Consider the following 18,581-nt stretch of genomic DNA (forward strand, 5'->3'; position numbering starts at 1 on the left):
GCTGCAAAAATCACCAGGCGTGCTGGCTGTTGTCGGGGAAGCTGCCGTCCTTCACGGCGCGCACATACGCCTCCATGGCACCACGCACACTGCTGGCGCTGTCCATGAAGTTGCGCACAAACCGCGGCATCTTACCCAGGTTGATCCCCAGCATGTCGTGCAGCACCAGCACCTGGCCGGCGGTGTCCTTGCCGGCGCCGATGCCGATGGTGGCGCAGTGGGTGAGCGCCTTGGTGAGCTCCGCTGCTAGCGGCGCCGGCACCATTTCCAACACCACCATGGTTGCGCCTGCGTCCTGCAGCGCATGGGCATGCTGGCGCAGCGTGCTAGCCGCCGCGTCCGACTTGCCTTGCACCCGGTAGCCGCCCAGCGCATGCACGGTCTGCGGCGTCAGCCCCAGGTGGGCGCAGACCGGGATGCCGCGGTCGACCAAGAATTGCACGATCTCGCTGGTCCAGCCGCCACCTTCCAGCTTGACCATATGGGCGCCCGCCTGCATCAGCACGGCGGCGCTGCGTAGGGCTTGTTCGCGGCCTTCGTGGTAGCTGCCGAACGGCAGGTCGGCGATCACCCAGGCGGTGGCCTGGGTACGCTGCAGCCCGCGCACCACGCTTTCGGTGTGGTAGCGCATGGTCTCCAGGCTCACGCCCACGGTGTTGTGCAGGCCTTGGCAGACCATACCCAGCGAGTCACCCACCAGCAGGCATTCCACGCCAGCGGCGTCGGCTACGGCGGCAAAGGTGGCGTCGTACGCCGTCAGCATGGTGATTTTTTCGCCCCGCTGGTGCATTTCGGCCAGGCGCGGCAGGCTGATGGGCTTGCGCTGGGCCGGGGTGCTGGTCGGGGGCAGGGTGCCGTAAGGTGATGCCGAGGTGGCGTTGGGCGTGGCGGGCTGGCTCATGGCAGGTCCTTGTAGGGTTCTACGGCATTGGCGGCCAGCGGACCCACCAAACCCAGGCGGGCCTTCAGTGACTGCGGCTGGCCGCTCAGGATGGCGGCGTAGTTGGTGGTGTTGGAGAGGACTTTTTTGACGTAGTCGCGGGTTTCGGTAAACGGCACATTCTCGGCCCAAATGGCGGCTTCCAGCACCGGGCCGTTGCGCCAGGCGCGGGGCCGCCCCGGGCCGGCGTTGTAGGCGGCGGCGGCCATGGGCATGGAGCCGGCAAAGTCGTCCAGCACCAGCTTCAGGTAGCCGGTGCCGATGGTGATATTGGTGTCGCGGTCGTTCAGCTGGTCGGGGGTAAAGCCGTTCAGGCCGATCTTCTTGGCGGTCCAGCGGGCGGTGGCGGGCATGACTTGCATCAGGCCGGAGGCGCCGACGCCGGAGCGCGCGTCCATGATGAAGCGCGACTCCTGGCGGATCAGGCCATATACGTAGGCCGGATCGAGGTTGATCTCGCGGCTGCGCTTGACCACGGTGTCGCGGTAGGGCATGGGAAAGCGCTGCTCGAAGTCCATCACATTGCGGGTGCGTTCGCTGGTGTTGATGCAGCGGTCCCATACCTCGCGCTGGCAGGCCAGGTCGGCGGCGGCCAGCAGCTCGCGGTCGCCCATGCCGCCGCGCTCATGCAGATTGGTGGTGTAGTTCCACTCGCGGTTGCCCTCGCTGCGCAGGCCCAGCTGGATGGCGGCCAGGCCGCGTTGCAGGCCCAGGTTGGCGCGGGCTGCGTCTTTTTCTTCGGGGGTGACAGCCGGCGGGCGGGGCGGTACCGTGGTTTTCTGGCCCAGCTCTTCCAGCGCCAGCTGTTCGTAAAAGCCACGCACCCCGGCAATGCTCTGCAGCAAGCGCGTGGGTTCCTCGCGGTCCAGGTCGGACTTGGCCAGGGCTTGCAGCGCCCGGGCCCGCCAGTAGACCCAGGTGGCATCGGCATGCAGGTTGTCGCCCATGGCCTGTGTGGCGCTGGCCACGTCTTTCCAGCGGCCCAGGCGCAGCGCGCTGCGGACCTTCCAGGCCAGCATCTCGTCGGTCAGGTCGCTGTCCTTGCTGACTTTGCCGTAGTAGTCGGATGCGCTATTGGACAAGCGCATCGCGGCCTGTTTGCCGATGACGCCCCAGGTCCAGTTGCGCTCTTCCACCGTCAGCTGGGTTTCCCACTTGCTCTCCATCAGGGCCGCGGCATTGTCCGGGTCGGAGGTGGCCAGCTTGACCAGCGCCAGCAGCATCACTTCCCGGCGCGCACGGGACAGGGCAGTGACCTTGCCTAGCAGGAACTTGGTTGGGCTGTCGTTCAGCTCGTTCAGCATGGGCAGCGACTCGGGCGCGACGATCTCCACGGCCTTGGCGGCAACCCGTGGACGGTTGGCCTCCATGCCCAGGCGGGCTTTGCGCCAGATGTCGACCGGCGTGAGCTTCTTGGCCGTGTACAAGTGGCTGGCGGCCTGGGTGCAGCCGTCGTCCAGCTCGCGCTGCGCATACCAGTTGCGGCGCACTTCTTCGGCCAGGGCTGGTGGGCTGTCGGCGCCCAGTTTGATCTGGTCGATCAGCAGCGCGTAGCAGCGGACTTCGCGGTCGTCGGCCATGCGGTAGCGCGCGTGTTCTTCGGCGAACGTGGCCCAGTCGCGGCGCTGACCCAGCAGCAGCAGCCAGTCGTTGCGCAAGCGGTCCTCCTGGTAGCTGCCGGGAAAGCGGCTGCTGAAGCTCTGCAGGTCTAGCGATGTCAGCTCGTCCAGCCGCGCGCGCTGCTCCCAATAGGCGGCCCAGGGCTCCAGCAGGTGGCCGCGCACCTGCGGCAAGAGCGCGCTCAGCCGCTTGCGGTCTGCGCGTTTAAAGGCCTGGCTCATCTCCAGAATGGTGCTGTCACCAGCTGGATCGGATTTGGGTTGGCTGCAGGCTGCGCCTGAGAATACGAAGCTCAGGGCGAGTGCGAACGATGTCAAAATGGCTGGAACTTGCATGTGGGGATTATGGACACGACTTGGTGTATTTCCTGGTCGTTGGTCTCCAAGCCCTTCGACCAGGAAATACACCAAGTCCCTATGGAAAACTCAATGAACGACAAGGCCCAGGACAAAAAAGCCCTGCGCGAGGCGCTGATTGCGCAACGCCTGGAGCTGCCCGACCGCCTGGAACGGGCCGATTTATTGCAACGTGTGATGCGTATCTGGCTGGTGGGGCGGCCCGATACTGTGATTGGCGCCTACTGGCCGATCAAGGGCGAGTTCGATCCCTTGCCCGCCCTGCACCGCTGGAAGGAAGACGGCGAGCTGCTCGACGGCCCCGAGCTCAAGCGCATCGGCCTGCCGGTGGTGAACAAGCTGCACAAGACCATGACCTTCCATGCCTGGTATCCGGGCTGCCCGATGGAAGAAGATGCCTACGGCATTCTGAAGCCCAAGGCGACCGAGATGGTGCAGCCGACCTTGCTGTTTGTGCCCTGCGTGGGCTATGCGGCCGGTGGTTACCGCCTGGGCTATGGCGGTGGTTTTTACGACCGCATGCTGGCGTCGCTGAACCCCAAGCCGTTTACGGTGGGGCTGGGCTTTACCCAGGGTTACCTGGACGACTTTGCGCCCGAGTCGCACGACATGCCGCTGGACGCGATCCTGAACGACAACGGCGTGGTCTGGCCGATCTAGTTGGAACACCCCCAGGCTTGCCCGCTTCGCGTGGCCGCCAACCCCCTTGCAGGGGGCACAACCAGCGGCCTGGCAAAGCCAGTTCCGCGGTTGTTCTGGGAGGGGCGGCTTCGCTGCACCCGCCTTGCGAAGAAAAGAAAACCGTGTTTTTGCGTTACACCGGCTTGTAGGCGATAACGTCGATTTCCACTTTGGCATCCACCATCAGCCGGGCTTCGGTGGTGGAGCGGGCGGGCTTCTTGTCGCCGAAGTAGCCCATGTAGACGCGGTTGAAGCTGGCGAAGTCGCGGGCGTCGTCCAGCCACACGCTGGTCTTGCATACGTCGTCCAGCGTGCAACCCGCCAGCGCCAGCACCTGGGTCAGGTTGTGCATCACCTGGCGGGTCTGCGCTTCGATGCCGCCCTGGACAATCTCGCCCTTGTCGTTGGCCGGCACCTGGCCGGATACGTAGACGAAGTCACCGGCCCGCACGGCCGGTGAGAACGGGCGTGGCAACTGGTCGGAAGTGACGGGCGGGTTGCCTATATGGATCAGCGGCATGAAAAAACTCCTGTGGGGGCAGTAACAAAACAGGCCCCATTCTGGCACGCAGTCTTGGCGCAGATCGCGTTTTGCACTGTTTTGGTGAAATTAATTTTCATAATTTCACGGGTTTTCCCTGTTTTGTTGGGAAATTGCTTGGCATATTCTTTGCATTGTGAAATTTACTTTCAATACAAAGGGTCCATGATGAAGTCAACCACCGCCTTGTTGCGCCGCACCGTTTTATTGATGTCCATGGGCGCGGCGCTGCTGCCCATGGCCCTGCAAGCGCAGACGGCCAAGTCTGCACTCAACCTGGCGATGGTGGCCGAGCCGCAAACCCTGGACCCGATGGCCAGCAGTGCCGACCTGGTCGGCACCATCATGCAGCACGTGTACGAGCCGCTGTTTACCTTCGATGCCAAGTGGAATGTGGTGCCCATGCTGGCCGAAGCCATGCCCAAGGTAACGGCCGATGGCAAGCAATACACCATCACGTTGCGTGCTGGTGTGCAATTGCATAGCGGTCGCGAGCTGAATTCGGAAGACGTGGTCGCGAGCCTGAAGCGCTGGATGGAGGTTTCGCCCCGCGGCAAGGCGCTGGCCAAGGAAGTGGACGACCTGTCCGCCAAAGGTCCGCTGGTGGTATCCATCACTCTGAAGAACCCGTATGCGCCGCTGTTGCCCCAACTGGCTTTGCCGTCGGGCATGGCCGCCATCATGGCCAAGGAGTCAATTGCCCAGCCGTTGAAGGACTTTGTTGGTACCGGCCCCTACAAGTTCAAAGAGCGCCGACCCGACCAATACGTGCTGTTGACGCGTTTTGACGGCTATAGCGCACGCAAAGAAGCTGCCAACGGCTACGGCGGCAAGAAGACCGCGGTAGTGGAAGAACTGCGTTTCATCCCGGTGCCGAACGCCAACACCCGGGTCGAAGGCGCGCTGGCCGGTCAATTTCAGTTTGCCGACCTGCTGCCCATCGAAGCCTTGCCACGCTTGGAAAAAGCCACCGACAAGGTGGTGCCCATCATGACGCCATCGTTTGGCTTCCCTTACCTGGTGTTCAACACCAAAGAAGGCGTGATGGCCCCGCTGGCCGTGCGCCAGGCCGTGCAAGTGGCGCTGGGCGAGGGCGAGATGTTGGCTGCTGGTTTTGGCGATACGCGTTTCTTCACTGCCGAAGGCAACCATTTCCCCAAGGGCACGCCGTTCTATTCGGCGGCCGGTGTGGACAAATACAACGAACGCAACCCCGCCAAGGCCAAGGCGGCCGCCGCCGCTGCCGGCTACAAGGGCGACGCTATCCGCATCCTGACCAGCCGTCAGTACGACTTCCACTACAACATGGCCTTGATCATGGCCGAGCAGTTGAAGAAGGCCGGCTTCAAGGTGGACTTGAATGTGGTGGACTGGGCCACCCTGGTGCAGCGCCGCAACGACTCCAAGCTGTGGGACATCTATGTGACCCATTCCGGCCAGTTCCCCGAGCCCATGCTGTCTCCGCCGCAACTCGGCGATGGCGCGCCCGGCTGGTGGTCCACGCCGGCCAAGCAGGCCGCGCTGTCGGCGCTGAACCAGGAAACCAACCCCGCCAAGCGCGCCGCGCTGTGGGGCAAGGTGCAGCAGGTGGTGTACGACGAAGTGCCTTACATCAACGTGGGCAAGTTCAACAGCCTGTCGGCCAAGTCGCCAGCGCTGGAGGGCTACACACCCGCCACCTGGCCGTTCTTCTGGAACACCGGCCTGAAGAAGTAAGCCGGGTCGGCCAGGTGCCGACCTCTTTTCGCCCCGTCCCGTCCCTTCCACCCATTTACAGGAAATGCCATGCCATCTCGTGTTACTGACCAGGAATTGCACTATGACCACACCGCTGCCAGCCGCAGACACTTTCTCAAAGCCACGGCCGTCGTTTCTGGTCTGGGAGCTCTGGGTTTGACCGCGCTGAGCGCGCAAGCTGCTAGCTCCGGCCCGGTGTACGCGTACGTCGGTACTTACACCGATGGCGGCAAGCCCTGGCGCGGAGGCCGTGGCCTGGGCGTACACCAGTTCGCGCTGAACAGTGCAACCGGCGCGCTGATGCCCATCGCCGGTGCACCGGCAGCGGTATTGAATACCGGCGACGCGGCCAGCAAGCTGCGCAACCCGGCCTCGTTGGCACGCCACCCATCGCTGCGCATGCTGTATGCCGGCAACGAGTTCTCTGCCGTGGCCGGTGCGGACAGCGGCGGCTCGGTATCGGCCTACCGCATCGAGGCGAACGGCGCGCTGTCATTCGTCGCCGAGATCGCTTGCGGCGGCAAGGACCCGGCGCACATCAGCGTCCACCCGGACGGCCGCTTCCTGTTCACCGCCAACTACTCGAGTGGCGATGTCAGCGTCATCGCGCTGCGCGCCGATGGCGGCTTTGATGCCGACAAGCCAGTGGCTGTCTACAAGGATGTGGATGCCTGCGGCGGCACGCAGTGCAAACCCGGCGCCGATGTGGTGCCCAAGGCCGCACTGTCCCATGAGGGCTTTGCCACCAGCGACCACGACGGCCCGCATGCCCACATGGTGCACAGCGACCCGGGCGGCAACTTTGTGCTGGTGGCCGATCTGGGCCTGGACCGTGTGATCTCGTACAAGTTCGACCGCAGCACGGGCGTGCTGAGCCAGCCCAGCAGCGTGGCGGTGTCGGAAAGCTCGGGCGCGCGGCACTTCTGCTTCCACCCGAATGGCAAGTGGCTGTATCTGGTGAACGAAGAGGCGTCGACGATTGCCTTCATGCGCTACCACAGTGGCACGGGTGTGCTGACCCTGGTGAGCGAAACCTCGGCCTTGCCGCCGGGCTTCAAAGGCACAAGCTATGCGTCTGGCATCCGCATGCTGCCCGATGGCCAGCACTTTGTGTCCTTGAACCGCTTGCACGACTCGATTTCGCTGTTCAAGATCAATGCTGCTGGCGAGCCCAAGCTGGTGCGTGAAGAGTGGACGCGTGGCAACTACCCGCGCAGCTGTACCCTCGACCCGAGCGGCAAGTTCTTGTACGTCTGCCATAACAAGCAAGGCGACAACGTGACCATCTTCCGGGTAACCAAGGGCGACATTCAATTCACCGGCCAGTACGTGGCGGTGGGCAGTGCATCCTCGATAGAGTTCTCTGCGTAGGTTTTTTGAAAATGACCGCAGCGGGCTTTCGCTGCTGCGGCTGGTTTGCTTGAGGAGAAATTCTGTGTATCGCTATATTGCCTCCCGCATCGCGGGCATGCTGGTGGTGATGGCGCTGGTAGCGGTACTGGTGTTCATCCTCACGCGGGCCGCGTCCGGCGACCCGATTTCGGTGCTGCTGGGCGACCAGGCCACGGCCGAAGACATTGTTCGCGTACAGCGCGAATACGGGTTGGACCAGCCCCTGGTCGTGCAGTTCGGCTACTGGCTGAAAGAGCTGGCGCATGGCAACCTGGGCCAGTCCATCTTCTTGCAGCGCCCCGTGACCCAGGCGCTGTGGGAGCGGGCTGAGCCCACCACCTTGCTGGCCCTGCTGGCGGTGGCCATTGCCGCATTGATCGGCGTACCCAGCGGCATCGTTTCCGCGGTGTACCGCGGCAAGTGGATCGACCAGGTGGTGACCGGGCTGGCCATGCTCGGCGCCAGCATTCCCAGCTTCTGGCTGGGCCTGGTGCTGATGCAGATTTTTGCCGTGGCGCTGGGCTGGTTCCCGGTGTCCGGCTATGGCGATCCGGGCGCGACGCTGACCGAGCGCCTGCACTATCTGGTGCTGCCGGCCACCGTGCTCGGCGTATTGAATTCGGCGCTGATCATCCGCTTCACCCGCGCGTCCATGCTCGACGTGCTGGAAGAAGACTATGTGCGCACCGCCCGCGCCAAGGGTCTGACCGAGAAGGTCGTCATCCTCAAGCACGCGCTGCGCAATGCGCTGGTGCCCATCGTCACCGTGCTCGGTCTGACCACGGCCCTGATGATCGGCGGCGCGGTCGTGACCGAGACGGTGTTCGGCCTGCCCGGCGTCGGTAACCTGGTGGTGAACGCCGTGTTGCGTCGCGACTATCCGGTGATCCAGGGCGCCCTGCTGGTGATCGCGGTGATTTACGTGGTCATCAATTTCCTGGTGGACCTGCTCTACATGCTGGTCGATCCGCGTGTGAAGTATTGAGCTTGTTCCGTTATGAAAATCCCCCACGTTCTCCAAAAACTATTCCGCCGCCGCATCGTCCTGGTGGCCGCCATCTGCTTGCTGCTGGTGGTCATCGTGGCCATCTTTGCCAGTGTGCTGACGCCGTTTGACCCGAACGACACAGCAGTCAGCCAGCGCCTGTCCAAACCGACGATGGAGCACATCCTGGGCACCGACGAGCTCGGCCGCGACCTGTTCGCCCGCATTGCATTTGGTGGGCGTTATTCGCTCACCATCGCCGCACTGACTGCGGGAGGCGCTATCGTTTTTGGTACTTTGTTCGGTCTGCTGGCCGGCTTCTTTCGCAAGCTGGATGCACCAGTGATGCGGGTGGTGGACGCGATGATGTCCTTCCCCGACATCCTGCTGGCGATTGCGCTGGTGGCGATCCTCGGCCCGTCGATGCTGAATGTAGTGCTGGCCCTGGTGCTGGTCTACACGCCGCGTGTGGCGCGGGTGGTGCGGGCATCGACCCTGGTGGTGCGCGAGCTGCTGTTTGTCGAGGCTGCGCGCGCGCTGGGCGTGTCCACCGGGCGCATTTTGTGGCGGCATATCTTGCCGAACCTGATGTCACCGATCCTGGTGCAGACCTCGTTCATCTTCGCCTACGCCATCCTGGCCGAAGCCGCCTTGTCCTTCCTGGGCGTCGGCGTGCCGCCCGAGATCCCCACCTGGGGCACGATGGTCGCAGGCAGCCAGCAGTATGCGCAGCAGGCGCTGTGGATTGTGCTGTTTCCGGGCCTGGCCATCATCCTGACGGCGCTGTCCCTGCAACTGCTGGGCGATGGTGTGCGCGACCTGCTGGACCCCCGGCTGAAGAAGTCCCTGTAAAACTATGTCTATCCCCACGACCCCCCACCCCACACGGCTGGATGTACGCCATCTCAGCACCTTCTTTGATACCGACGAAGGCCTGATCCGCTCGGTGGCCGATGTCAGCTTCCAGATCCATCCGGGCCGCACCACCGCACTGGTGGGTGAGTCCGGCTCGGGCAAGTCCGTCACCAGCCTGACCCTGATGCGCCTGCTGTCGCGCACCGCCAGCACCCAGGTTAGCGGCGAGGCGCTGTTTACCCAGCGCGACGGCCGCACGGTGGACCTCCTAAAGCTGCCCGAGTCGCAGATGCGCGCCATCCGCGGCAACGAGATTGCGATGATCTTCCAGGAGCCGATGACCAGCCTGAACCCGGTCTTCACCGTCGGCGAGCAGATCGCTGAATCGGCCCGCCTGCACCTGGGCCTGGACGCCGCTGCCGCCATGGCCCATGCCCAGCGCATGCTGGAGCTGGTGGAGATACCGGCCGCCGCCCAGCGCGTCAAGGAGTACCCGCACCAGCTCTCAGGCGGCATGCGCCAGCGTGTGATGATCGCCCTGGCCATGGCTTGCAACCCGACCCTGCTGATCGCCGACGAGCCGACCACCGCACTCGACGTGACCATCCAGGCGCAGATCCTGGCGCTGATGCGGCGCCTGCAGGCCGAGACCGGCATGGGCATTCTGTTCATCACCCACAACCTCGGCGTGGTGGCCCACCACGCGGACGAGGTGGCGGTGATGTACGCTGGCCGCATCGTTGAGGCGGCTCCCGTGGTCGAACTGTTTGCCCAGCCGCGCCATCCCTACACCCAGGGCCTGCTGGCCTGCCTGCCGGCGCAGCAGCGCAAACGCGCGCTGAATGCCGACGGCAAACGCCGCCTGTACGCGATTCGCGGCCAGGTTTCGAGCCCCTTATCACCGCCGCCAGGCTGCGCATTCGCACCGCGCTGCGATCTGGCGCTGCCGTTGTGCCAGCAGGCCATGCCGGCGCTGAATGCCGAAGGCCCGGGCCGCTGGGCCCGCTGCGTATTACCGATAGAGCAGCGCAATCTCATGCAGCACAAGGAGGCCGCATGAGCGAAGCCCTGATTGAGGTACGCGGCCTCCATAAATACTTTGGTGCGAGCACGCGCCCGGTGCGCGCGGTGGACGACGTGTCCTTCGCCATCCAGCGCGGCGAAACCCTGGGCCTGGTGGGCGAGTCGGGTTCCGGAAAAAGCACCATAGGCCGGACCCTGCTGCGCCTGGTGGAAAGCACACAAGGCCAGGTGCTGTACCGTGGCGAAGATCTGGGCCAGGTGTCCGACAGCCGCATGCGCGCACTGCGCAGCAAGTTGCAGATGATCTTCCAAGACCCGTATGCCAGCCTGAACCCGAAGATGCGCATCCGCGACATCTTGGGCGAAGCGCTGCAGGTGCACGGCCTGCATGCCGGCAAGCAGGCGCGTGCGGCGCGCATTGCCGAGCTGCTGGAAACCGTGGGCCTGCGGCCCGAGCATGCGGCGCGCTATCCGCACGAGTTCTCCGGTGGCCAGCGCCAGCGCATCGGTGTGGCGCGGGCCCTGGCGGTGGAGCCGGAATTCATCGTCGCCGACGAGCCTCTGTCGGCGCTGGACGTGTCGATCCAGGCCCAGGTGGTGAACCTGCTGTGCGACCTGCGCGACAAGCTGTCGCTGACCATGTTGTTCATCTCGCACGACCTGGACGTGGTCGAATACCTGTGCGACCGCGTGGTCGTGCTGTACCTGGGCCGGGTGATGGAGGTGGCGCCGACCGCCGATCTGTTCAGCCAGCCCTTGCATCCGTATACCCAGGCTTTGCTGGCCGCATCGCCCAAACCTGACCCGCAGCACAAGAGCGTGCACGTGCCGTTGCAGGGCGACATCCCCAGCCCGATCAACCCGCCGTCGGGCTGCGTCTTCCGTACCCGCTGCCCGCACGCGATGGCACTGTGTGCCGAGCAGCGCCCTGAACTCAAAGACCTGGGGCAGGGCCGTTTCAAGGCCTGCCTGCGCGATGATCTACCCCTGGTGAACATGGAATGAATATGACTCTGCAAGATATCCTGGACCCCCAGCTCGACGCCTCGTTCAAAGGCTTTCCGCAGAACACGGCGCCGCTGCGCCGCTCGGCCGTAGCAGCGCAAGGCTGGAATGTGCTGGACGGCGACCTGCCGCTGCCGCTGGCCATCGTCAAGCGTGACGCGGTGACGCACAACCTGTCGTGGATGCAGCGCTTCGCTACCGAGCGCGGCGTCGACATGGCGCCGCACGGCAAGACCACCATGTCGCCGCAGCTGTTCCGGCGCCAGCTGGATGCCGGCGCCTGGGGGCTGACCTTTGCCACCGTCGGCCAGGTGCGTGCTGGTGCGACCACCGGCGCGCGCCGCTGCCTGATCGCCAACCAGGTGCTGAGCGCTGCGGACCTGCAGGGCATACAAAGCCTGCAGCAGGAGTTCGCCGGCCTGCGCATCGCCTTTCTGGTGGATTCGCTGGCCCAGCTGGCATTGATTGAAGCCTGGTTCAGTGCCCAACCGCAAGCCACACCGTTTGAAGTGATGATTGAAATCGGCGTGCCCGGCGGCCGCACCGGCTGCCGTACCCATGCCGATGCCCTGACTCTGGCCGAGCGCCTGCACCAGAGCAGCGCCACGCGGCTGGTCGGCATCGAATGCTACGAAGGCGGCGGCGCCAGCGGCAAGACCGAGCCCGACAGCGCCTACGCGAATGCCTTGATGCAGCGCGTCGCCGCCATCGCCCTGGCCTGTGATGCGGCAGGCTGGTTTGCCGACGACGAAGTGCTGATCACGGCCGGCGGCTCGGCGATCTTCGACCTGGTGGCCGAACAGTTGAAGCCGCAGTTGTCGCTTCCGGTGCGCGGCTTGCTGCGCTCGGGCTGCTACGTGACGCACGACCACGGTTTCTACAAGCGCATGGTGAATGCGGTGAACCAGCGCCTGGGCTGCGAGGACGGCTTGCACCCGGCGATCGAAGTCTGGGCCAGCGTGCAGTCCTGCCCCGAGCCCGGCCTGGCGATCCTGGCTGTGGGGCGGCGCGACCTGTCCTATGACCTCGATCTGCCCACGCCGATTGCCTACAGCCCGCGCGGTGGCCGCAGCATCCGCACGGCACCTGCCGACTGGACTGTCAGCGCTTTGAACGACCAGCACGCCTATCTGCGCTGGACGGATGCCGGCAGCGCGCTGCTGCAGGTCGGCGACCGCGTGGCGTTGGGGATTTCGCACCCATGCACCACCTTCGACAAATGGCGCTGGATGCCGGTGGTCGATGCCGACTACGGCGTCTGTGATGCGCTGGTGACCTGTTTTTGAAAGCCTGCATGTCCTCTGGCGTACTCCAAAAAATCGCGGCCCTGATGGTCAGTGCACCGGCCGGCCGGCGCAAGGTGCTGGCCCTGGTGCTGCAAGACCCCGAGCGTGTGCTCGATGAAAGTTTTGAAGCCCTGGCCCAACGCGCCGGCAGCTCGGTGCCCACCATCATGCGCACCTGCCGCGACCTCGGTTATCCGGGCCTGCGTGAATTCAAGCTGGCGCTGGCGCAGGAGATGGCGGTTGGCGGCTCGCCGCTGCACCGCAAGGTGCGGTTGGAAGACGATGCGGCCCAGGTGATCACCAAGGTCATCAAGGGTGCGGCCTCGGCCATTAACAGCGTGCCGGCCCAGCTGAGCGTGGAGGCAGTGGAAGCCGCGGCCCGCGCCATGGCGGCGGCCACGCGGGTCGATTGCTACAGCGTAGGTGCCACATCCAGCTTCATGGCATCCGACATGCAGGCGCGCTTGTTCCGCCTGGGGCTGGTGGCGAATGCCTATCTGGACATGCATCTGCAGCTGGTGTCGGCCGCCACGCAGATGCCGGGCGGCGTGGTGTTTGCCATCTCGCATGTGGGGCGCATGCCCTCGCTGATCGAGGCGGTGGATGTGGCGCGCAGCCAGGGCGCCACGGTGATCGCGCTGACCCAGCAAGACAGCCTGTTGGCCCAGCATGCCGACATCGTGCTCGGCATCCATGTGCCCGAAGACCCGGTGATGCATGTCGGCACCGAAGCCTATCTGGTGCATTTGACGGTGATCGAAATTTTGACGGTACTGGTGGCCCAGCGTTTGGGCGACCAGGCGGTGAAGCGTCTTGGTGGTGTGCACGAAATCCTCAGCACCCGCGGCGTCGATATGCGGCACCACCCGCAGCTCAGCTGGGGCGTGGACCCTGCCGAGCCCGGAGACGGCGCATGACGCAGGCCGCTGTGCTGCTGGAGCAGGGCCGCATCATCGACGGCACGGGTGCGCCCGCCTGGGTCGGCGACGTATTGCTGCAGGGCGACCGCATCGCCGCCTTGGGCCCCAAGCTCGCCATAGATCTGCCCGGGCTGCAGCGCATAGATTGCCGCTACCGCGTGATCGCGCCCGGCTTCATCGACGTGCACACCCACGACGACAACCTGGTGCTGCAGTCGCCCGGCATGTGGCCCAAGCTGTCGCAGGGCATCACCACGGTGGTGACCGGCAACTGCGGTATTTCGCTCGCGCCCTACCAGGTGCAGCAGCCGCTGCCGCCGCTGAATCTGCTGGGCCATGACGCGTTCAAATACCCGGCTTTTGAGGCCTATACCGCGGCGGTCGACCAGGCCCAGCCGGCGGTGAATGTGGCTTCGCTGATCGGCCACACCACCTTGCGCTTTGCCTGCATGGCCGACATGGACCAGCCGGCCAGCGCGGAGGAGCTGGAGCGCATGTGCGCGTTGCTGGCCGAGTGCATGGCCCAGGGCGCCACCGGCCTCTCAAGCGGCCTGTTCTACGAGCCAGCATTTGCTGCGCCCATGGAGGAGGTGGTGCGCCTGGCCCAGGTGGTGGCGCAGTTCGACGGCGTCTACGCCACCCATTTGCGCAGCGAGATGGCGGCCATCATCGAGGCCTTGCACGAGGCCGGCGACACCGCCCACATCGCCGGCGTGCCGCTGATCATCTCGCACCACAAATGCGCGGGTCCGGCCAACTGGGGCCGCACCTTGCAGACCCTGCCGCTGATCGAGAAGCTGGCCGAACGGCAGAGCGTGGCCATGGACGTCTACCCCTACCTGGCCGGCTCCACCGTGCTGCGCGAAGATCTGGTGGACGGCGTGATCGACGTGCTGCTCAGCTGGTCGACCCCGCACCCCGAGATGGTGGGCCGCCTGCTGGCCGATATCGCCGCCGAGTGGGGTGTGGACCAGCAAACCGCCTGCCAGCGCCTGCAGCCCGGCGGCGCCTGCTACTTCCAGATGCACGAGGACGATGTGAAGCGCGTGCTGGCCCACCCCTTGAGCATGATCGGCTCGGACGGCCTGCCGCACGACCAGCATCCGCATCCGCGGCTCTGGGGCGCGTTCCCGCGCGTGCTGGGCCGCTATGCGCGCGACGAGCAGCTGTTCACGCTGGAGCAGGCGGTCTACAAGATGACGGGGCTGTCGGCACGCAACTTCCGCCTGCAGCAGCGCGGCCAGCTGCAGCCCGGCTGGTTTGCCGACGTGGTGGTGTTCGACCCGGCACGGGTGCAGGACATGGCCAGCTACGCGAGCCCGCTGGAGCGCTCCATCGGCATCGAACAGGTGTTCGTCAACGGCCAGCTGGCCTGCGAAGCCGGTGCCGACGGCGTGCTGCAACGGGCTGGGCGCATGCTCACGCGTCAGTCGAAGTGATCCACCGTGTCCGGGTCCGGGGCATCGCCTATGGCTTTGCGCGTGACCTGGGCCTGTAGCAGCAGCCAGGCGCAGAAGGCCTTGATCTCCGGCCGCGCCGCGCTGCGCGGGCCGACCACCAGCCAGTAGGCCATGGGCGAGTCCACCCGCATATGCGGCAGGATTTCCACCAGGTCGCCGCTGGCCAGGCTGTCGGCAATCAACGGCATACGGGCCAGCGCCACGCCCTGGCCGGTGAGCGCGGCCTGGGCGATCTGGTGCGCGTAGTTGAAGTGCATCCAGCGCCGGGGTTCGATTTTTTCCAGGTGGTGGATTTCCAGCCAGCGCCGCCAGGTCAGCCATTCCAGGTGCTGGGTGCGGTGCGAGTCGCTGGCTTCCAGCAAGGCGAAATGCGCAAGGTCTTCGCCGCGCGCCAGGGCGTGGCCGGTCTTCAGCAGCCAGGGGCTGGCCACCGGCGTCAGCTGCTCGCCAAACAGGCGCACCGCACCTTGCGGCACGGTCTCGGGCATCGCATAGCGCAGCGCCAGGTCCACATCGGCGGTTTCCATGTCCACCAGGTTGTCGGTAGCGTCGATGCGGATGTCGATGTCGGGGTACTCGGTCTGGAAGGCTTCCAGCCGGGTGATCAGCCACATGGATGCGAACGAGGCCCAGGTGCTGACGGCCACGCTTTTGCGTCCCGCGCTGCGCCGGATCATGCGTACCGTGCTGTCCAGTTGCTCCAGCGTGTGCGTCACGCTACGCATCAATTGCGTGCCCGCGCCGGTCAGCTCGACGGCCCGGGTGTGGCGCAGGAACAGGGGCACGCCGACTTCTTCTTCCAGCGCCTGGATCTGCCGGCTGACGGCCGATTGCGTCAGCGCCAGCTCTTCGGAGGCAGCGCGGAAGTTCAGGTGCCGGGCCACGGCGGCAAAGGCGCGCAGCTGGCCCACGCTGATCGGGCGGGTGCGCAAATGGGTTTGGGGTTGCAGCATTGAGGGGACTTTGCATTCATGCGGTTTGGGAATCAATAGCCTAACCCGATTTCATTGGACCCGGGGGCCTGTGGCAACGATGATTCATTCCCGAAACGTATTTATTTGGAGAACCCTATGTCCGCTACCCTCGCACTGCAATCCTCCCCTTCTGCTTCGGCATTGACGGAATGCTGGAAGCTGGACGCGGGCCATGCCACCACCTTGCAACCGCACCAGGCCGGTGTGTTCCGCGTGACCCAAGGCAAGGTGTGGGCGACTCTGGACGGCCCGCACACCGGCCACACCATGGTGCTGGGCGACCACATCCTGGAAGCCGGCGATACGCTGCGGCTGCAGGCCGGCCAGCGCATGGTGATCGAGTCCTGGTACCTGGGCGAGGGCGCGAGCCAGGCCGAACCCGCCTATTTCAGCTGGGAAGCCGCCACCGAAGCCGTCTGGGATGGCCGCCAGGAAGCCGCCAGCGCCGGCGCCCAGTGGCGCGGTGGCGTGGTCCAACCGGGCCGTGACCTGGCATTGGCCCTGCGTTCCGCCGCCACGGCCGCCGGGCGCCTGGCCATGGGCCTGGTCGGTCTGGGCGACCATCTGGTGGCGGGCCGCGGCCGTACCGTCCGCGCCGATTGCTATTGAATAAATAGCTGCTGGTGCAGGTGGAGTCTGCGCTAGAGGTCGATTTTTTATAAACCTACCGAAAAAGGCACTGCAGACCCGCAGTGCCTTTTTTTATTTGGCGTAGGCCTTGCGCGAGCCGTCTTCAAACACCTCGTCGTCGTGCAAGAGCTTGCCGTCGTCGTCCCAGTCGCGTTCCCGGCTGATGCGGCCACGGCTGTCATAGATGGATTCGCCCACCAGCCGGCCTTGCGGGTTGAAGGACTGGTGTGTGCCCACAGGGGTGCGGTTGTAGCGGTCGGCCTGGGCATAGCGCCCGGTGCGGGACGGCTTGCCGCTGTCGTAGAAGTCGGTTTCGTCCACGTAGTCGGTGTTGCCGTCGCGGCTGTACTGCATGCGGCTCTTGGGCTGGCCGTTCAGGTAGAAGCTGGCGTCGCTGACCGCGCGGCGCTCGGCCCATTTTTGCTCGCGCACCAGGCTGCCTCTTTCGGAGAACTCGCGCTCCAGCGTCTTGCTCGAAGTTTTTCCGTCCAGCTGCCAAAGGGTTTCGCGGCGCAGCGTGCCGTCTTCGGCAAAGCGGCGTTCGGATCGGCTGCCGTCCTTGGTTTCTTCCACGCGCGCGGGCTTGCCGCTGGGGTAGAGCTCTTCGAGTCGCTGGCGCTGGCCGTTGGCGTAGCGGGCGCGCATCTGCTGCACACCCGCGTCGTTGAACATGTCCACCGATGCCGGGCCGCCCGCAAAGCCGCAGAGCTTGGCGTCGTCCACCAGCGGCGCCAGCAGCGGCTTGTCGCCGCAGCGCAGGGCGCGCAGCTGGCCGCGCGGCGTCAACTCGGCATAGGCCAGTTCGCCCTGGTTGCCGGTGCCGTAGTAGGTGGCGCGCTGCAGGGCGCCCGTCGGGTGGTTGCGTCTTACCAGGCCGACCTCGCTGCCGTTGTCGTAGGTGGATTCGCGCAGCACCGTGCCGTCGGGGGCGAATTCGCGCACCAGGCCGTGGTTGTTGCCGCGCTCGTTGACATGGCGTTCGCGCAGCAGCTTGCCGTTTTGGTAGAAGCGGTCCAGGCCGATGGAGCGGCCGTTCTGCAGCTCTTCTTCGCGCGTCAGCTGGCCGGTGTCGCGGTCCTTGCAGCGCATGATGCCGGTCTTGCCGGCGGTGGTGCTGCCGTTGTCGGGGTTGACGGACTGGCCGTTGAGTTCGCAGTCCTGCACGGCGTAGGCCGCGCTGGCGCAGAGCAGGGCCGCACACAGGGCGGTGAGGGAGGGAAAATGCATTTTGCTATTGAATATGTAGCTGCTAGCGCAGGTGCTATCTGCGCTAGCGGCCTGTTTAAGCCTTGGTGTCGAAGCGGAAGCTGGAGGCGGTGACGCCGCCGTACATGGCGTCCTCGTGGTAGACGCAGGTGGCCGGGTCGTTGAAGGCCGCGCCCACAGCCACCATCAGTGGGATCAGATGCTCTTCGCGCGGGTGCGCCAGGCGGGCCGAAGGCGCGCCGGCCCAGGCCAGCAGGCGGGCTTCGCGCTCGGCCGGGGCGGCGGCCACGGTGTCCTGCAGCCAGTCGTCAAAAGCCTTGGACGGCGCCCGGGCCGCCGGGCCGAACATGCGCAGGTTGTGGTAGCTCAGGCCGCTGCCGACGATCAGCACGCCCTCATCGCGCAGCGGCGCCAGGGCCCGGCCCAGCGCCAGGTGGATGGCCGGGTCGAGACCGGTCTTCAGCGACAGTTGCAGCACCGGCACATCGGCCTGCGGGTACATCACCACCAGGGGCGAAAACGTGCCGTGGTCGAAGCCGCGATGCGGGTCGAGACGCGCGGGCAGGCCGGCGGCGGCAACCAGGTCCACCACGCGCTGGGCCAGCTCCGGCGCGCCGGGTGCGGGGTAGACCACCTTGTAGGTATGGGGTGGAAAGCCGCCGTAGTCGTACAGCATCGGAGGCTGGGGACTGGACATGGCGGTGAAGGCGCTTTCCTCCCAGTGGGCGGAAATGCACAGCACGGCCTTGGGGGTGACACCGATCTGGCGCGGCATGTCGGCCAGCGACTCGGCCAGCACGCGCATCATGGGGCGCATCTCTTCCATGTAGGGCCAGGGGCCGCCGCCATGGGAGATGAAATAGGTGGGCAGGGTGGTGGTCATGGGGCGGGAGCTTTCTGTGGGCGAAAGGCGTTTTATAGCGCAGCCGCGCGCCAGCTGCAGGAAAGCCCCTTGGCGGGGGCTCCCAGA

At 65.4% G+C, this 18,581-nt stretch carries 17 protein-coding genes; 11 read left to right on the top strand and 6 right to left on the bottom strand.

The genetic code is table 11. The features are described from left to right. Nucleotides 1–10 precede the first annotated feature (10 nt). Together panB and J2X19_RS18855 are read right to left on the bottom strand one after the other, a co-directional pair. Nucleotides 11–901: a 3-methyl-2-oxobutanoate hydroxymethyltransferase gene (gene panB, locus J2X19_RS18850; protein WP_310375486.1), complete on the bottom strand. Its 891-nt coding sequence runs from the start codon at nucleotides 899–901 to the stop codon at nucleotides 11–13. After that, a complete protein-coding gene (locus tag J2X19_RS18855) occupies nucleotides 898–2,895 on the bottom strand; it encodes a lytic transglycosylase domain-containing protein (protein ID WP_405048692.1) in 1,998 nt (665 codons plus the stop codon). The genes panB and J2X19_RS18855 overlap by 4 nt, the downstream gene beginning before the upstream one ends. An 81-nt stretch (nucleotides 2,896–2,976) precedes the next feature. Between J2X19_RS18855 and J2X19_RS18860 the strand changes: the two genes are divergently transcribed. Beyond that, on the top strand, nucleotides 2,977–3,576 hold the full coding sequence (locus J2X19_RS18860; protein WP_310375488.1) for a 5-formyltetrahydrofolate cyclo-ligase: 600 nt from the start codon (nucleotides 2,977–2,979) through the stop codon (nucleotides 3,574–3,576). A 154-nt stretch (nucleotides 3,577–3,730) separates the two neighbouring features. Here J2X19_RS18860 and J2X19_RS18865 read toward each other — a convergent pair whose 3' ends face one another. Further along, complete coding sequence (locus J2X19_RS18865; RefSeq protein ID WP_310375490.1) at nucleotides 3,731–4,117, bottom strand: RidA family protein; 387 nt, start codon at nucleotides 4,115–4,117, stop codon at nucleotides 3,731–3,733. A gap of 189 nt (nucleotides 4,118–4,306) precedes the next feature. Here J2X19_RS18865 and J2X19_RS18870 point away from each other — a divergent pair, with 189 nt between their 5' ends. The 9 genes from J2X19_RS18870 to J2X19_RS18910 all read left to right on the top strand — a co-directional run bounded on the left by J2X19_RS18870 (nucleotide 4,307) and on the right by J2X19_RS18910 (nucleotide 14,780). Then, nucleotides 4,307–5,854 carry an ABC transporter substrate-binding protein gene (locus tag J2X19_RS18870; RefSeq protein ID WP_310375492.1) on the top strand — a complete coding sequence of 516 codons (1,548 nt, stop codon included), beginning with the start codon at nucleotides 4,307–4,309 and terminating at the stop codon, nucleotides 5,852–5,854. A gap of 69 nt (nucleotides 5,855–5,923) precedes the next feature. Next, entirely contained in the window at nucleotides 5,924–7,246 is a 1,323-nt protein-coding gene (locus J2X19_RS18875) for a lactonase family protein (protein ID WP_310375494.1), read from the top strand. Between the two features lie 64 nt (nucleotides 7,247–7,310). Then, complete coding sequence (locus J2X19_RS18880; protein WP_310375496.1) at nucleotides 7,311–8,252, top strand: ABC transporter permease; 942 nt, start codon at nucleotides 7,311–7,313, stop codon at nucleotides 8,250–8,252. Nucleotides 8,253–8,264: 12 nt separating this feature from the next. Further along, complete coding sequence (locus J2X19_RS18885; protein WP_310375498.1) at nucleotides 8,265–9,104, top strand: ABC transporter permease; 840 nt, start codon at nucleotides 8,265–8,267, stop codon at nucleotides 9,102–9,104. A gap of 4 nt (nucleotides 9,105–9,108) precedes the next feature. Then, on the top strand, nucleotides 9,109–10,167 hold the full coding sequence (locus J2X19_RS18890) for an ABC transporter ATP-binding protein (protein WP_310375500.1): 1,059 nt from the start codon (nucleotides 9,109–9,111) through the stop codon (nucleotides 10,165–10,167). Next, the gene (locus J2X19_RS18895) at nucleotides 10,164–11,135 is read left to right on the top strand and encodes an ABC transporter ATP-binding protein (protein ID WP_310375501.1); all 972 of its coding nucleotides are present in this window, start codon (nucleotides 10,164–10,166) and stop codon (nucleotides 11,133–11,135) included. Before J2X19_RS18890 ends, J2X19_RS18895 begins: the two co-directional genes overlap by 4 nt. A gap of 2 nt (nucleotides 11,136–11,137) precedes the next feature. Next, entirely contained in the window at nucleotides 11,138–12,421 is a 1,284-nt protein-coding gene (locus J2X19_RS18900; RefSeq protein WP_405048693.1) for an amino acid deaminase, read from the top strand. An 8-nt stretch (nucleotides 12,422–12,429) separates the two neighbouring features. Next, nucleotides 12,430–13,338, top strand: coding sequence for a MurR/RpiR family transcriptional regulator (locus tag J2X19_RS18905; protein ID WP_116607341.1), 909 nt, complete (start codon nucleotides 12,430–12,432; stop codon nucleotides 13,336–13,338). Further along, on the top strand, nucleotides 13,335–14,780 hold the full coding sequence (locus J2X19_RS18910; protein ID WP_310375506.1) for an N-acyl-D-amino-acid deacylase family protein: 1,446 nt from the start codon (nucleotides 13,335–13,337) through the stop codon (nucleotides 14,778–14,780). The genes J2X19_RS18905 and J2X19_RS18910 overlap by 4 nt, the downstream gene beginning before the upstream one ends. Here J2X19_RS18910 and J2X19_RS18915 read toward each other — a convergent pair. Further along, nucleotides 14,768–15,754 carry a LysR substrate-binding domain-containing protein gene (locus tag J2X19_RS18915; RefSeq protein WP_116607339.1) on the bottom strand — a complete coding sequence of 329 codons (987 nt, stop codon included), beginning with the start codon at nucleotides 15,752–15,754 and terminating at the stop codon, nucleotides 14,768–14,770. The genes J2X19_RS18910 and J2X19_RS18915 overlap by 13 nt on opposite strands. A 117-nt stretch (nucleotides 15,755–15,871) precedes the next feature. Here J2X19_RS18915 and J2X19_RS18920 point away from each other — a divergent pair, with 117 nt between their 5' ends. Beyond that, the gene (locus J2X19_RS18920; RefSeq protein ID WP_116607338.1) at nucleotides 15,872–16,384 is read left to right on the top strand and encodes a DUF2917 domain-containing protein; all 513 of its coding nucleotides are present in this window, start codon (nucleotides 15,872–15,874) and stop codon (nucleotides 16,382–16,384) included. Nucleotides 16,385–16,477: 93 nt separating this feature from the next. Here the strand turns inward: J2X19_RS18920 and J2X19_RS18925 are convergent, their stop codons facing one another. After that, on the bottom strand, nucleotides 16,478–17,632 hold the full coding sequence (locus J2X19_RS18925) for a toxin-antitoxin system YwqK family antitoxin (RefSeq protein ID WP_310375510.1): 1,155 nt from the start codon (nucleotides 17,630–17,632) through the stop codon (nucleotides 16,478–16,480). A 55-nt stretch (nucleotides 17,633–17,687) separates the two neighbouring features. Then, nucleotides 17,688–18,494, bottom strand: a complete 807-nt coding sequence (locus J2X19_RS18930) for a DODA-type extradiol aromatic ring-opening family dioxygenase (protein ID WP_116607336.1) — start codon at nucleotides 18,492–18,494, stop codon at nucleotides 17,688–17,690. Between the last annotated feature and the right edge of the window lie 87 nt (nucleotides 18,495–18,581).

This window comes from Rhodoferax ferrireducens (genome assembly GCF_031458075.1).
GTDB lineage: Bacteria > Pseudomonadota > Gammaproteobacteria > Burkholderiales > Burkholderiaceae_C > Rhodoferax_B > Rhodoferax_B ferrireducens_A.

Coding starts and splice junctions, on each gene's coding strand:
- panB (WP_310375486.1), bottom strand. CDS start 901: ATGAGCCAGCCCGCCACGCCCAACGCCACCTCGGCATCACCTTACGGC.
- J2X19_RS18855 (WP_405048692.1), bottom strand. CDS start 2,895: ATGCAAGTTCCAGCCATTTTGACATCGTTCGCACTCGCCCTGAGCTTC.
- J2X19_RS18860 (WP_310375488.1), top strand. CDS start 2,977: ATGGAAAACTCAATGAACGACAAGGCCCAGGACAAAAAAGCCCTGCGC.
- J2X19_RS18865 (WP_310375490.1), bottom strand. CDS start 4,117: ATGCCGCTGATCCATATAGGCAACCCGCCCGTCACTTCCGACCAGTTG.
- J2X19_RS18870 (WP_310375492.1), top strand. CDS start 4,307: ATGAAGTCAACCACCGCCTTGTTGCGCCGCACCGTTTTATTGATGTCC.
- J2X19_RS18875 (WP_310375494.1), top strand. CDS start 5,924: ATGCCATCTCGTGTTACTGACCAGGAATTGCACTATGACCACACCGCT.
- J2X19_RS18885 (WP_310375498.1), top strand. CDS start 8,265: ATGAAAATCCCCCACGTTCTCCAAAAACTATTCCGCCGCCGCATCGTC.
- J2X19_RS18890 (WP_310375500.1), top strand. CDS start 9,109: ATGTCTATCCCCACGACCCCCCACCCCACACGGCTGGATGTACGCCAT.
- J2X19_RS18895 (WP_310375501.1), top strand. CDS start 10,164: ATGAGCGAAGCCCTGATTGAGGTACGCGGCCTCCATAAATACTTTGGT.
- J2X19_RS18900 (WP_405048693.1), top strand. CDS start 11,138: ATGACTCTGCAAGATATCCTGGACCCCCAGCTCGACGCCTCGTTCAAA.
- J2X19_RS18905 (WP_116607341.1), top strand. CDS start 12,430: ATGTCCTCTGGCGTACTCCAAAAAATCGCGGCCCTGATGGTCAGTGCA.
- J2X19_RS18910 (WP_310375506.1), top strand. CDS start 13,335: ATGACGCAGGCCGCTGTGCTGCTGGAGCAGGGCCGCATCATCGACGGC.
- J2X19_RS18915 (WP_116607339.1), bottom strand. CDS start 15,754: ATGCTGCAACCCCAAACCCATTTGCGCACCCGCCCGATCAGCGTGGGC.
- J2X19_RS18920 (WP_116607338.1), top strand. CDS start 15,872: ATGTCCGCTACCCTCGCACTGCAATCCTCCCCTTCTGCTTCGGCATTG.
- J2X19_RS18925 (WP_310375510.1), bottom strand. CDS start 17,632: ATGCATTTTCCCTCCCTCACCGCCCTGTGTGCGGCCCTGCTCTGCGCC.
- J2X19_RS18930 (WP_116607336.1), bottom strand. CDS start 18,494: ATGACCACCACCCTGCCCACCTATTTCATCTCCCATGGCGGCGGCCCC.